Source organism: Flavobacterium tructae, assembly GCF_002217475.1.
Lineage (GTDB): Bacteria > Bacteroidota > Bacteroidia > Flavobacteriales > Flavobacteriaceae > Flavobacterium > Flavobacterium tructae.
Map to the genome: position 1 here is coordinate 1 of NZ_MUHH01000025.1, position 13,649 is coordinate 13,649.

At 36.6% G+C, this 13,649-nt stretch carries 10 protein-coding genes and 1 tRNA gene; 6 read left to right on the top strand and 5 right to left on the bottom strand.

What is annotated here, in order from left to right; genetic code table 11:
* Positions 1-955, top strand: a 955-nt coding sequence (locus B0A80_RS11885; RefSeq protein WP_089077407.1) for a BT4734/BF3469 family protein, incomplete at its 5' end; no start/stop codon positions are given.
* 146 nt (positions 956-1,101) lie between these two features.
* Here B0A80_RS11885 and B0A80_RS11890 read toward each other — a convergent pair.
* From B0A80_RS11890 to B0A80_RS11905, 4 genes are all read right to left on the bottom strand, one after another.
* Positions 1,102-1,175: transfer RNA gene (locus B0A80_RS11890), tRNA-Ile, on the bottom strand.
* A gap of 147 nt (positions 1,176-1,322) precedes the next feature.
* Positions 1,323-1,727, bottom strand: coding sequence for a methylmalonyl-CoA epimerase (mce, locus tag B0A80_RS11895; protein ID WP_017497728.1), 405 nt, complete (start codon positions 1,725-1,727; stop codon positions 1,323-1,325).
* A gap of 22 nt (positions 1,728-1,749) precedes the next feature.
* Entirely contained in the window at positions 1,750-4,107 is a 2,358-nt protein-coding gene (locus B0A80_RS11900) for a hypothetical protein (RefSeq protein ID WP_089077408.1), read from the bottom strand.
* Positions 4,067-5,071 carry a hypothetical protein gene (locus B0A80_RS11905; protein ID WP_089077409.1) on the bottom strand — a complete coding sequence of 335 codons (1,005 nt, stop codon included), beginning with the start codon at positions 5,069-5,071 and terminating at the stop codon, positions 4,067-4,069. The genes B0A80_RS11900 and B0A80_RS11905 overlap by 41 nt, the downstream gene beginning before the upstream one ends.
* 174 nt (positions 5,072-5,245) lie before the next feature.
* On the opposite strand from B0A80_RS11905, the gene B0A80_RS11910 reads away from it, so the two are divergent.
* Both B0A80_RS11910 and B0A80_RS11915 read left to right on the top strand, forming a co-directional pair.
* On the top strand, positions 5,246-6,940 hold the full coding sequence (locus tag B0A80_RS11910; RefSeq protein WP_089077410.1) for an Ig-like domain-containing protein: 1,695 nt from the start codon (positions 5,246-5,248) through the stop codon (positions 6,938-6,940).
* 24 nt (positions 6,941-6,964) lie between these two features.
* A complete protein-coding gene (locus tag B0A80_RS11915) occupies positions 6,965-7,408 on the top strand; it encodes a cytochrome c oxidase assembly factor Coa1 family protein (protein WP_089077411.1) in 444 nt (147 codons plus the stop codon).
* 15 nt (positions 7,409-7,423) lie between these two features.
* Here the strand turns inward: B0A80_RS11915 and B0A80_RS11920 are convergent, their stop codons facing one another.
* Positions 7,424-8,191: a nitrilase family protein gene (locus tag B0A80_RS11920; RefSeq protein ID WP_089077412.1), complete on the bottom strand. Its 768-nt coding sequence runs from the start codon at positions 8,189-8,191 to the stop codon at positions 7,424-7,426.
* A 240-nt stretch (positions 8,192-8,431) separates the two neighbouring features.
* Here B0A80_RS11920 and B0A80_RS21080 point away from each other — a divergent pair, with 240 nt between their 5' ends.
* The 3 genes from B0A80_RS21080 to B0A80_RS11930 all read left to right on the top strand — a co-directional run bounded on the left by B0A80_RS21080 (position 8,432) and on the right by B0A80_RS11930 (position 13,467).
* Positions 8,432-8,560, top strand: a complete 129-nt coding sequence (locus B0A80_RS21080; RefSeq protein ID WP_262487639.1) for a hypothetical protein — start codon at positions 8,432-8,434, stop codon at positions 8,558-8,560.
* Between the two features lie 155 nt (positions 8,561-8,715).
* Positions 8,716-11,952, top strand: a complete 3,237-nt coding sequence (locus B0A80_RS11925) for a SusC/RagA family TonB-linked outer membrane protein (protein WP_089077413.1) — start codon at positions 8,716-8,718, stop codon at positions 11,950-11,952.
* Positions 11,953-11,970: 18 nt separating this feature from the next.
* Positions 11,971-13,467: a SusD/RagB family nutrient-binding outer membrane lipoprotein gene (locus tag B0A80_RS11930; RefSeq protein ID WP_089077414.1), complete on the top strand. Its 1,497-nt coding sequence runs from the start codon at positions 11,971-11,973 to the stop codon at positions 13,465-13,467.
* The last annotated feature ends 182 nt before the right edge of the window (positions 13,468-13,649 follow it).

The following is a 13,649-nucleotide window of genomic DNA, read 5'->3' on the forward strand; positions in this document are numbered from 1 at the left end:
GTTAGCTGTTATTTTTTTAATAGTAAAGACTTTTAATAAAAAATTAATTATGAAAAATATATATGTTAGCTTATTTTCTAGCTATAAGAATTCTACACCACTAGAAACAATAAGCCTCTATGACTTTTTTACAGATGATACTCTGAAAAAAAATGTTGAATACATTAGAACTTTGACCGATAAGGAAGACATTAAACACAACAAATCTAAATTACCTGCTATTACACCAAGTGGTATTTTTCAAACTAGAAAAATTTCTGGATTGATTGAGCATAGTGGATATATATGCATTGATATAGATGCCGGAGACAATCCTCATATTCATGACTTTAATGTAATCAGAGATGAATTGAGGAAAAGTATAAATATTTCTTATGCATCATTATCTGTTAGTGGTAAGGGCGTTTTTTGCATCATTCCAATAAAAGAAAAAGACAAACATGTAGAACATTTTGAAGCTTTAAGACTTGTTTTCGAAGCATATGGTATCACAATCGATAAAGGTTGTAAAGATATATCGAGACTAAGAGGTTATTCATACGACCCAAATGCTTACTTCAATGAAGATGCTGTAGTTTTTACTCAACAAGTCGATTTTCGAAAAAATAATTCTACTACAAAAACGGCAAAAAAAGAAACTTATGTTAGAAATATTAGTTCAAACCATATCGAAGGGCAAAGTAGAACTCGAGAAAAAGTTATAAAACTGATAACACAAATTAATTCTAAAAACATTGACATTACTGAAACTTATCATCAATGGTTTCAAATTGGTTGCGCGTTAGCAAATGAATTTGGTGAAGATGGAAGAGAAATGTTTCATTTAGTCTCACAAAATAATCCAGGTTATCATCATTCTGCTTCTGATAACTTATTTAGTAATTGCTTAGAAGGGAATTACTCTATATCTATTGGAACTTTCTTTTATTACGTAGAACAATATGGTTTTGAGTAAATAAAAATGAACTAAATTTAGAAGTCCGCATTGACACAGTTAATGCGGCTTTTTTATGCTTTCTTAGTAGTTGTGTGCAATCTGTGTGCAACAAGCATAAAAAAAGCACTTACAAATTTCTTCATAAGTGCTTGGTTTTCAACCAGTGGTCCCACCTGGGCTCGAACCAGGGACCACCTGATTATGAGTCAGGTGCTCTAACCAGCTGAGCTATAGGACCGGTTTGAGGATGCAATATTACTACTATTTTTCATTCACTCCAAATATTTTGGGAGATGATTTGCATTTAATTTCAAACAACAGCCTGTGTTTCCTAAAACACAATTGATTTTCAACTGCTTATTTCGAATCAGAAAAAGAAAAATTTTTATTTAATTTCCTGACAAAGTTCCACCAAAACACCATTTGTGTTCTTCGGATGTAAAAAAACCACTAATTTATTATCGGCACCTTTCTTCGGAACGTCGTTAATCAGTACGAAACCTTCGTTTTTCAAACGGGCAATTTCGGCATGAATGTCTTCGACATCAAAAGCAATATGATGGATTCCTTCTCCTTTTTTCTCCAGAAACTTTGCAATTGGGCTTTCGGGATTTGTTGCCACCAAAAGTTCGATCTTATTGGTTCCGGTTTGAAAGAATGAGGTTAAAACCCCTTCGCTTTCTACCGACTCCATTTTATAGGACGGAACGCCCAATAATTTTTCGAACAGCACATTGGCGTCCTCCATATTCTTCACCGCAATTCCGATATGCTCAATTTTATTTACCATAACCTCTAAATTTTAATTTCAATTATTGATTTACATACGTATTAAAGTAACCGCATTCGGCAATAACATCCTGATAATACTTCGTATCCGAATAGTCTTTATGCAGCGCTTTAAAACCACTCCAGGCAATAAAATTAATTTTATCGTCGTCAGCTTCCCACCAGTTTTTAAGATTGTTGTACTTATTATTGTAATATTCGTTTCGTTCGCATTTGGCCAGCATATAAATGCATTTCGCTTTTTGCTCTTTTGTTGTGGCTGCTTCCAATGCTTTTTGATAGTACATTCTAGGAAGATCACAATTGGTTATCATTCGCTTCATCGAATCCCTAAACGAATACGGACTTGAACCGTAACCTATAATTGTGATTTCATAAAAAGTTCTTCCGTTTCCGAAATGTGTAATATTATAAAAGGCATTACCCAGCAGCAGACTGTTCGTGTACACATCTTCTTTTTGAGCCAGTTTACCCTGCATTTCCTTTATGGTGGTCAGGAAATCCATAAAAGTATATTTTCTTTTTTGATACGCCGTGTGATCGCAGTCGTGACAGTCTTTTATATTTCCGTTAAACGGATTCCCCAGGAACTTGCTGTATTGAACCGAATCGGTTTGTTTCATGTACTCAATAGCTTCCGGTATTTTATTTTTAAAGGTTGCCTGAACCGCCTGAAAATTATTAATATCCTTCAATTTCAAACTATAAATTCCAGCTCCGATACTTTCAATTTCAGATTTATTGGATTTAGACAAGAAAGCTTTCATGTCTAATAAAACTTTTTCATTGTCATAGAATGAATTTCCATCGTTCCAATAACTGTAACGCGATTCGCCATAAATTTCAGCCATTACCGGATTCCCCTTTTCTCTGTAAAGCGTTGACAAATAACTTCTGCTCCAGGAAGAAGCATTCTGATAACGAAATTCCTGCCCTTTGTAATTCTTTGGAAGTTCAAAATACAGCCAGTTTAAATCGGCGAGGATTGTTTTTTCGTTTTTATCCGTAAGTTTATCTATTTTGCTCAAGTTATTTACAAAACGGAGCAAACGAAGCTGCATTCCTGCCAGTTCTGTTTTAGGAAGCGTTTTCCCCGCTTTATCAAAATTCTTATCTGCATTGGCATAATCTCCTTTTAAAGTCTGTAAATACCCCAGAGACAAATCCCATAAGTAAGGTCGGTCTGTATTTCCTGCTGCCGAAATTTTAGCAATTAAATCCAATGTTTTTTGATCAACCTTAACCTGATTTTCGGTTTTGTTTTCAGCCACACTAAGTTTTTTCATAGGCTGATTTTCTCCTCCATCCTTCTGAAACGAATTGTTTATCGCCTCCTCTTGTCTGTTCACTAATCGTGTTGCCAAATAATTCAGATGTTCGCTTTTAGGATCTAATTCATAAATCTTTTCAATAGACTGTTTTTCGTCTTTGTAGTAACCACGAACAGCCCAAAGCGCTGCTTTTTCCTTATTATTTTTAGCCATCGTCAACGCTTTATTCCAGTCGGTTTCATTTTTTGGACTAAAACAATAAGCCGTAACGGTTCTCAATTCCGGACATTTATCAAAAACCTGTGCGTACAAATAGTTTGAAGCTGCAAATTTATTTTGCTTGTGATTCACTCCTGCCACGTAGGAAAGTGCTCGGTAATACAGCACATTTTTAGGAACCGATTTTTCTGTTTTATTAAAAAAATCAACGGCTTTTTGTTTGTTGTTGCTGTAAAAACGAGCTTTCATGGTCAAAAACCAATATCTGTTTTTCATAAAAGGATCCGAAGTCGTATTGTACACATTCTCGATAGACTGAATCATTTTGGCATCGTTGAACGTTTTTGCCACCACCGGATCGTAACTCCAATAATCTCTGTTGATAGAAACGGTTTCTATTTTTTGCGCCAGATACAAAAACTCGACAAAGCTTTTTACTTTATCATCCTTAAGCGAAATCTTTTTCCCCCATTTCAAAGAGGTTTTATTTTCCTTTTTGCTTTTATAATACACATGAAGATCTTTGATTTCTTCCTTGTTTTTTATTGCACTTTTATTCTCCGAGTAATAATCCGGCTTTTCGTCTCCAATTAAAAAATAATTGACAGTAGTGGTATCTATTTTCCCTTTAAGATAGGTTCCCCAATCAGACTTAATATCTTTATTGAAACGGGAATTGTGCTCGGTATCAAAACCAATTCCGTAGAAAATCCCACCCGACAGGAAAAGCGGTCTATACGAATTGTCTGCAAAAGTTTCGGGAGTAAAATTAGAACTGTACGATCCAAAATAATCCCAATCGCCATCTGCACAGGCATAAATTACTCCGTATGCAAAAAGTAAAACCGCACTAGAAACAAGAAATAACTTGTTCAAAAATATTCTTTTCATAGTTTTTTAAATTGAATTCGTCTAAATCGTAAAATATAATTTCTTTTGGCTGCTGCGCGGTATTCTCACCCAGTTCTTCTGCCATTTGTTTTAAATCTTCTGCCGAAATTGTCTCCATTTTTAAGAGGTCATTTTCTTCGTAAAAAACGCCATTCTTATAATTGGATTTTTTTGCTTTAAAAAAGATCCCGCTCAGTTGTTGAAAATTCGGATCCCTTTTGAGTTCCGCTACATTCATTTTGGAACGCAAACCAATCACTTTTTGGTTTCGGATATGAATTCCCCACGAATATATAGGCAAGGCAAAATCGAGATGCATCGGATATTTTTTCAGACTTTTTAAATAGCGTTCTGCAATTTTCTGATCGTATATCGAATTTAAAGAATCAGGAGCAATTGACCCCATATTGTAGTACATCAAAACTCCGGAATCTACGTTCGGAATTTTAGTTTTCTTAAAATATTTCACCTGATGCAAGCGAATTGTTGCGGAAAGTTTTTTTCCGGAAAGCTTTTTAACGCTCTCCATAAATTTAAGATAGTTGTCTTTACTTTTAAGGGTCCAGTCGCAATCGATCTGAATTTCCTGAGATTTAATTTTGTTCTTCGTGCTGATTTCTTCAATCAAACGAACTGTTTTCTGTGCCAGATCCTCCACATCAAGAGAAGAAGACAACATCACTTTGTTTTGAATAAATACGACGGGTACAATTTCGAACTTAGTTACGGCATCCTGAAAACGAATCGGACTAAGCGGAATGGGTTCTTTGGTCTGGGGATGCTGGCCAATATCAAAATACCGAATATAAAGTTTAGTAACTTCATTGTCCTTCAAAGCAAGCTTCTCCGTTTCAGATAATTTCAAAATGGTTTTCCAGTAATAAAAAGCAACAACCGGCTTTTCATTCTTACTACAGGAAATCAGAAAAAGAATTAGGAAACCAATAAAAAATCTTTTGATCAAAACTTAGGAAAAATTACATTTTAAACCCAAAAGTAAGAAATTCTTCGCTGTTATGGTTTTGAATTTTAAAAAAAAGAGCAATTTGCAAAAGCTGTAAATCCTAATAAATGGCTAAAAAGTTTCAATTAAAGCAAATATAATTGTTATTTTGTGCAATCAAATTCAGAAACCGTTATGTTGAAAAACAACTTTAGATATATTGCATTTTTACTGGTCTTTTTTATGTTAAGCTGTGCCAAACGCGGCAGCATTACCGGCGGACTAAAAGACACACTGGCTCCGGTTTTAAAATACAGCTCGCCTAAAAATTTCAGTACTGATTTTAAAGGCAACGAAATTATTCTGGGTTTTGACGAGTATGTAAAACTTAAAAACCTCAACAAGCAGCTTATTGTTTCGCCGCCAATGAAACATGAGCCGTTGATTTTACCTACGACACCGAGTAAAGTGATCACGATTAAAATAAAAGACACTTTGCTGCCGAACACTACCTACAGTTTTAACTTTGGGCAAAGTATAGCAGACAACAACGAAGGAAACTCAATAAACCAGTTCAAATATGTTTTTTCAACAGGTTCCTCTATTGATTCACTTTCGATAAGCGGACAAATTAAAGATGCTTATGAGAAAAATGTAGATAATTTTGTTTCGGTAATGCTTTATGAGATAAACGATACCTACCAGGATTCTTTAATTTACAAGCAAAGTCCGCGCTACATTACCAATACGCTGGACAGTTTACGTACTTTCAAATTAGAAAATTTAAAGGCCGGAAAATACCTGTTGATGGCCCTGAAAGACAAAGGAAGCAACAACAGATACAACCCTAAAGATGATAAAATCGGTTTTATCAAACACTACATTACCGTTCCGAACGACACTGTTTTTGAATTGGAATTATTCAAAGAAGTTCTTCCGTTTAAAGCTGTAAAACCTGTACAAGCCTCAGGAAACAGACTATACCTTCCTTATGAAAGCAAGCAAAACTTTAAACTTTCGAAACCTAAAGTGGTCCTGAAACACGGGAACGACACCATGGAAACAATTGTTACCGCATTTCCTAAAAAGGATTCCCTGCAAATTTGGTACAAACCTCTAAAAGTTAAAGCAGATTCGTTGGCAGTAGAGATTAGTAAAGAAAAATACAACAAAAGATTTAGTGTAAAAATTAAAGACCAAAAGAAAGACACTTTAAACATAACCGCTGTTCAAAACGGGACCATCAATTTCCGTGATCGATTTACCTTAGAATCAACTACCCCGCTGGTAAAATTTGACAAATCAAAAATTCGACTGGTTAACAAAGATTCGACTGCTGTAGATTTTACTACAGAATACGATGAATTTGAGCAAAAACTCTATGTTGATTTCAAAAAAGAGCCTGTTGAAAAATACAGCATAACATTTTTCCCGGGTGCACTGACTGATTTTTACGAAAAAACCAATGACACTCTGGCTATTAAACTAAGCACAAAAGAACCTGCCGATTATGGAAACCTGGTTCTTAACCTAAAAAATGTAAAACGTTTTCCAATTATTGTTGAAGCGACTAACGCAAAAGGAGATGTTGTATACGCCAGTGATTATTCTGAAGGCAAGACTAAAATTGAATTCAATTTATTAGTCCCTGATAAATTTACGATTCGAATAATCTACGACGACAATAAGAACAAAATTTATGACTCAGGGGATTTCCTGAATAAAAAGTACGCCGAAGAAGTATTTTATTACCAAACCCCAGTAGATGTCCGCACCAATTGGGATGTCGATCAGGCTATTGATTTAAGTATCCCGTTCAATCCTGAAGTAGAGAAAAAACAAGCAGAAAAAAAGAAAAAAGACGAGGAGAAAAAAAGGAAAGCCTTTTAAATTTTAATAGCTGAGCGCAGCGCTATGGAAAACGATTTAATTGAAAAAGAAAGCTGGTTCAAAAGAAACTGGAAATGGTTTTTACCTTCCGTCTTCCTATGTCTATTTTTAATTGGAATTTTAGCTGCATCAACCTCTCAAGATAGCATTACTGATATCGCCAAAGCTTATTCAGATGAGCTGCTTTTTGAAAAAGCAATTGAAAAAGCGAACAAAAACCCAAGCATACTTGAAAATATTGGCACAATTGAACCTATCGATAAACTGGCTATTCTGGAAGGAAACGTTATGTATTCCAACAATCACAATACCGTTAATTTATCCGTGAGAGTCAACGGAGCCAAAAAAAAGGGTAAACTAAACATTTCTGCTTTCAAAAAAGGAACAGAATGGGTGTACCAAAAAATTTCTGTCCGCACCAAAAATCCTAAGAACGAAATTATCGTCTTAGAAGAACCTCAAAAATAAGCTTTCGAATTAGAATCAAAAATCAATTCTAAACACATCTTTATCGCTTAAAAAATCAAGTTTTTTTCGGGTTTCCAACATCGAATTTTTATCCAATTCCACCACAAAAGTATCTTCCGTTTCCTGTGGTTCCAGAATATAATTTCCTAAAAAATCCACCGCTTGCGAATGGCCAGTATGTTCAAAATTATTGGCGTCCAGCCCTACCCTGTTAACACCAATCACATAACTGAGGTTTTCGATCGCACGAGCTTTAAGCAAAGCATCCCAGGCGTTGGTTCTTACTTTTGGCCAGTTGGCCACATACAGCAGTAAATCGTAGTTTTCGACATTTCTGGCAAAAACAGGAAATCTCAAGTCATAACAAACCTGCAGGCAAATCTTCCAATTCAGATAATTCACAATTACTTTTTCATCTCCTCTGGTATAAAACTGATCTTCTCCTGCAAGCGAAAACAAATGGCGCTTGTTGTAATACTGAATTTCACCTGACGGAAAAACAAATACCATTCGATTGTAATACTTCTCGTTCTCCACAATAACAAGACTGCCCACAATAGCTGCATTTTTTTGTTTCGCCAAAGACTGTATCCAGGAGATAGTCTCCCCTTGCATCGTTTCGGCAACAGCTGCGGCATTCATCGTAAATCCCGTTGAAAACATTTCCGGCAACACGATCAGATTAACTTCAGCATCGATTAAATTGATTTTGGCCTCAAATTGCTTTCTATTCTCTAAAGCATTCTCCCAGTAAAGATTTGATTGTATAAGTGCGATTTTCATATGGTAAAAATACCTTTTTTTTAAAACAAAAAGCCTAAACAAGATTTGAGTTTTACAAACTCTCCTACAAAGAGCCACAAGCCTAGTAAATATCGGATTTTTCAGAATAAAAAAACATTATCTGAAAAAATTATGCAAAAATATTGCATAATTTATGCGAAAATATTGCTAACAATGAATATAATTTATATATATTTGACCGCTGATTAAAAAACACAACACCTTAAAAAACACTTAATTATGAAAAAACACCCAATTTTAAAGGGCGCACCACCAACAATGATTCTTACAAACAGTCATGAATCATTTGCAATAAAAAAGCAAAGCGCTAAAATACCACAGGTAGGCTCCTTGTTCTTTAAAGCATAATACTAAAGCTACAGTAAAGACCAAAACTGTAATAAAAGCAACAGGATTCTATTTGTAATAATTCGTCTTCAGGAAACGAATTAAGAAATTCTTTCACCTCACCAGTGAAACAAAAAAAACAATCAATAAACCTCAACTAACTAAAAACCCAAAGAATGAAACAAACTATTTTATTATTTATGTTCTTTTTTGCGATACAGGTCACCCAGGCGCAAGTAAAAACCATCAAAGGAACGGTGACCGATACTAATGGCATCTCGATACCGGGAGCATCCATAAGCATAAAAGAAGAAAAAAGAGGCACCACAACCGATTTTGATGGTAAATTCTCTATCGACGTACAGGAAGGAAAAACACTTACGATTTCTTTTTTAGGATTAGAACCACAAAATATCCTAATAGGCAATTCTAACAACCTCAACATAAAACTAAAAGAAGCTGCTGCAACAGCCCTTTCGGGAGTAGTCGTTACCGCATTAGGCATCAAAAGAGAAAGAAAAGAACTTGGTTATTCTTTTCAGGATGTAAAAGGAAAAGATCTGGCAGACAATCCTACCATAAGTGTAGCCCAATCTTTATATGGAAAAGTCGCAGGGGTTAACATTTCGCAAACTACAGGAGGCGTTGGAAGCAGTTCCCGTATTGTGATAAGAGGAAACCGATCGATTAGCGGAGACAACCAGCCATTATATGTAGTAGACGGCGTTACTTTAGGGAACACTGGACTTGCCTCAACAACCAGTCCCAAGTCAAGTAGATTTTCTGACGGCGCAGATAATGGAGACGGATTATCAAGTTTAAATACGGACGATATCGAAAATATTTCGGTTCTAAAAGGAGGAGCCGCGAGTGCTCTTTACGGAGAACGAGGCGCCAACGGGGTGATTGTTATTACCACCAAAAAAGGAAAAAGAAACTCCTTAAAAGCCGAATGGAACAGCACCACTACTTTTGATCAAATCAACAGAACCTACAACAATTTCCAAAGAGAATACGGATCTGGATCAAACGGGTTGCTTCCAAATCCTAATGACATTAAAAATGGGCAAAACGCAACCACCAATGCCTGGGGACCAAAATTCGGATCTGCTGGTAATACAACGGTAAGAATATTTGACGGGTCATACAAGCCTTATCAAAATGTAAATAACAACATTAAAGATTTTTTCAGAACCGGAATAACTGCTATTAACAGCCTTAGTTTATCCGGAGGAGGGAACAACACTTCCTTTAGATTAAACTACTCCAACCTTGACGCTACTGACATCGTTCCTAAAAGCGATTTAAAAAGAAATACTTTTACACTAGGTGTCAATTCTCAAATTGACAAACTTACACTAGACGCCAAATTTAGCTACATTGTTGAAGACACCAACAACAGACCAGCGCTGTCTGATGATGCAGGTAACCTAGGATTATCTATAGCGGCAATAGCCCCAAACATAGATCAGGCCTGGCTAAAAAACTATGAGGACGAAAACGGTGTTTATTATCCGTGGAATGCTGACCCTAATCGCTTAAATCCTTATTTTGTTTTAGACGAAAATAAAAACAGAACTCAGAAAAACAGAATATTGGGGAATTTTAGTGCCACTTATGCCATTACCAATTGGCTAAGCGCCACCGGAAGAGCCGGAATTGACCGTTTTACATTTGAAAGCTCCGACTTTGTAAATACAGGAACAACCTGGTCACAAAGACAATCAGGATATCTGGCAACCAACTCCACCACTTTTCAGGAGTACAACGCAGAAGCGATTTTAAATGCACAAAAATCATTTGGTGATTTCAATATAAACTTAGGAGCAGGTGCAAACCAACGAAATACCCAAAGAATCATAACCGGAGACGTGTTTACTAATATGATTACTAATGGAATCAACAAACAATCGAATTTTCTCTCCGGAATTCCAAGTCCGAAAACTAATGACGAAATACTCGTGCGTTCTGTATACGCTTACCTAAGAACCAACTATAAAAACTATCTGTTTTTAGATTTTACCGGACGTAACGACTGGAATTCTACTTTGGCTTCGGCTGTAAGCTCAACTACTAACAATAACTACTCCTACTTCTACCCGTCAGTATCCTCCAGTTTTATTTTTACAGACGGTCTTAACATTAAAAGCGACGTATTAACCTTCGGAAAAATAAGAGCATCCTGGGCAGGAACTGCAAAAGCACTCGAAGCACCTTACAACACAGCCCTTAATTACAACATACAGGCAAAACCTCTATTAGGAAATCCAATAGGCTCCATAGTAAACAATATTGTTCCGAACAATTCCCTAAAACCGGAATTCACTACCAGTTATGAAGCGGGGGTTGATTTAGGATTTTTCAAAAACCGTTTACAACTTGATTTATCTTACTATTACACCAAAACAAAAGACCAGTTAATTGTACTGAATACCTCGCAAACCTCAGGTTTCCTGGGAGCTAATACCAACGCAGGTACCGTTGAAAACAAAGGTTTTGAAGCCTTAGTAACAGCCGGAATTTTCAGAAATCCCGATGGATTCAATTGGGACATTACCTTAAACTTTGCAAAAAACGAAAACAAGCTACTGGAATTAACCGACAAAACCGACCTTCAGGTCATCTCGAATGCACGATGGGCCGGAGCACAAATTGTGGCCAAAGTGGGAGAAAGCTCTACTCAGATTTATGGAAAAAAATTCCAAAGAGCCCCTAACGGACAAATTCTGATAGACAATAAAGGAAATCCAATTTTAACACAAACTCTTGAAAACTTAGGAAGAACTGCACCGGACTGGATTGGAGGCATCATCAACGAATTCTCCTATAAGGGAATAAGTCTTAGAGCTAATCTTGATATGAAATTTGGAGGTAAAATGTATTCCATGTCCAATGCTCTTGCTGCCTCTACCGGACTATCCGATATAACTCTGGAAGGAAGAGATGAATACAATGCCTGGGTCGCTCAACAACTTGCAGCAGGAAAAACATTAACAGAGATAGGCAATTTAATTCCCGCAGCTGGACTTGTTGTAAAAGGAGTAACCGAAATCAAGGATGGTAGTGGCAATGTAACGGGATACCAAAATAATACCACCGCTGTAAGCCCTCAGGCCTACTGGAAAAATCTGTATGGAGATGACACCACTCCGGAGCCCTTTATTTATGATGCTTCTTATGTAAAATTGAGAGAAGCCTCTATCGGCTACGATTTCCCAAAAAAATGGCTAAAAGGAACCGGATTTGACCGATTTAAATTCTCAGTAATTGCAAGAAATCTTTGGACCATTTATTCTAAGGTTCCAAACATTGATCCGGAATCTACCTACACAAACGGAAACGGACAAGGTTTTGAATATGGCTCTCTTCCTTACCGAAGATCCTATGGCTTTAATTTACAATTATCATTCTAATTCCCTAACCTGATTCAAATGAAAAAATATACTCTACAATTGATAAAATACGTACTGGCAGTAATGCTTGTACTCATCACAACTAATTGTGCCAACGACGAGCTTTACAGAGAAACCAATACCAATCCGGAAACTTTTGTTACCATAGACCCATCAGCACAGCTAACCGGTGTTCAGGCGGCCCTATCAGGCGGATGGTTTGAACAATGGCGAGCCAATCTTATTTACGGAGAAGGATTTATCCAGCATCTTGGCGGATCATGGACAGTTGCTAATTACGGTTCCTTTTTTATTGCTTCCAGAGAATATCAGGAAGCGCTTTGGAATGCAAATTACGGAGGACCACTAGTACGCAATCTGATAGATGTTTTGGAAAGAACCAACGGAAAACCTGAGTTTAACAATTTAAACGGAATGGCAAAAGTATTAAAAGTTATGACATTTCAGCGATTAACTGATTTGTACGGAGATATTCCCTATTCTGAAGCTGGCTTAGGATATCACAAGGACATTTTATATCCGAAATACGACGCCCAGAAAGACATTTATACTGATTTTTTTAAAATATTAGATGAGGCCCAAAGTCAAATTCAATCCGGGTCTGCTCCCGTAAAAGGAGATCTTTTTTACGCCGGAGATCCTGGTAAATGGAAAAAATTAATTGGCTCCTTAAGATTACGCTGCGCCATGAGAATTTCAAAAGTAGACGCTGCTTTAGCAAAAGAACAAATTCTAAAAGCGGTTAACGAAGGAACATTTGCAAGCAATGCCGATAATTGCTACATGAAACATGACGCAACGCTACCGGAAACTATTGGCGCTTTAACCAACGGCAATGGCATGTCGCAAGCCATAAGAGCATCCGCTCCGGACCACCCAACCACCACCATGTTGAACATATTAGGAAATGACCCCAGAAAAAAAATATGGTTTCGACTAAACCCAAACGGGGTTTATGAAGGCATTAATCCGAACAATTACAGATGGGAACACACACCAACCAGCGATAACTTGTCGACAATCCAGCCGTATTTATTCGAAAATACTGCTCCCTATCTTCATCTGACTTATTCTGAAACCATGCTTCTGCTGTCCGAAGCTTCTTTTAGAGGTCTCTATACAGGAAACGCCAAAGATTATTACAAAAAAGGAATCGAAGCGGGAATTAGACAATGGTCTATATTTAAAGATGAGAGTATACTAGACAACAATGCCATTACCGCTTTTCTGGCAACAAAAGATCTAACTCCCGGAAAAGAACTGGAAGAAATTGCCACACAGCAATGGCTTACTTTATTTTTAAATGGAATAGAGGCCTACACCAATTACAGACGCGTCAATTTCCCTGTTCTGATCAAAATTACGCGTACGGCCTCGAGCACCAATGGGGTTATGCCTACCAGAATGACATATCCAATAGAAGAGTCCACCAGTAACAAAGAGAATTATTTAGCTGCCAGTGCTAAATACAACAACAACAGCTGGCTCGCTAAAGTTTGGTGGGATGTAGATTAAACTGCTAAACCCTATCCAACATAACTCCTTTCATGTTGATCCTAATACCATTCGTAATTTATATTGAATTATGAATGGTATTTTTTTAGGCCTTTCCGATCAAAAACAAGCAAAATCACCCATTCCTACCAATCTAAAAATACGAATTTTAAGATTAAAATGAATTCTTTCCAAAAAAACTC

Excerpts from the sequence above, each read along its gene's own strand:
- B0A80_RS21080 (WP_262487639.1), top strand. The coding sequence starts at position 8,432 with ATGAAAAAACACCCAATTTTAAAGGGCGCACCACCAACAATGATTCTT.
- B0A80_RS11915 (WP_089077411.1), top strand. The coding sequence starts at position 6,965 with ATGGAAAACGATTTAATTGAAAAAGAAAGCTGGTTCAAAAGAAACTGG.
- B0A80_RS11925 (WP_089077413.1), top strand. The coding sequence starts at position 8,716 with ATGAAACAAACTATTTTATTATTTATGTTCTTTTTTGCGATACAGGTC.
- mce (WP_017497728.1), bottom strand. The coding sequence starts at position 1,727 with ATGGTAAATAAAATTGAGCATATCGGAATTGCGGTGAAGAATATGGAG.
- B0A80_RS11910 (WP_089077410.1), top strand. The coding sequence starts at position 5,246 with ATGTTGAAAAACAACTTTAGATATATTGCATTTTTACTGGTCTTTTTT.
- B0A80_RS11900 (WP_089077408.1), bottom strand. The coding sequence starts at position 4,107 with ATGAAAAGAATATTTTTGAACAAGTTATTTCTTGTTTCTAGTGCGGTT.
- B0A80_RS11920 (WP_089077412.1), bottom strand. The coding sequence starts at position 8,191 with ATGAAAATCGCACTTATACAATCAAATCTTTACTGGGAGAATGCTTTA.
- B0A80_RS11930 (WP_089077414.1), top strand. The coding sequence starts at position 11,971 with ATGAAAAAATATACTCTACAATTGATAAAATACGTACTGGCAGTAATG.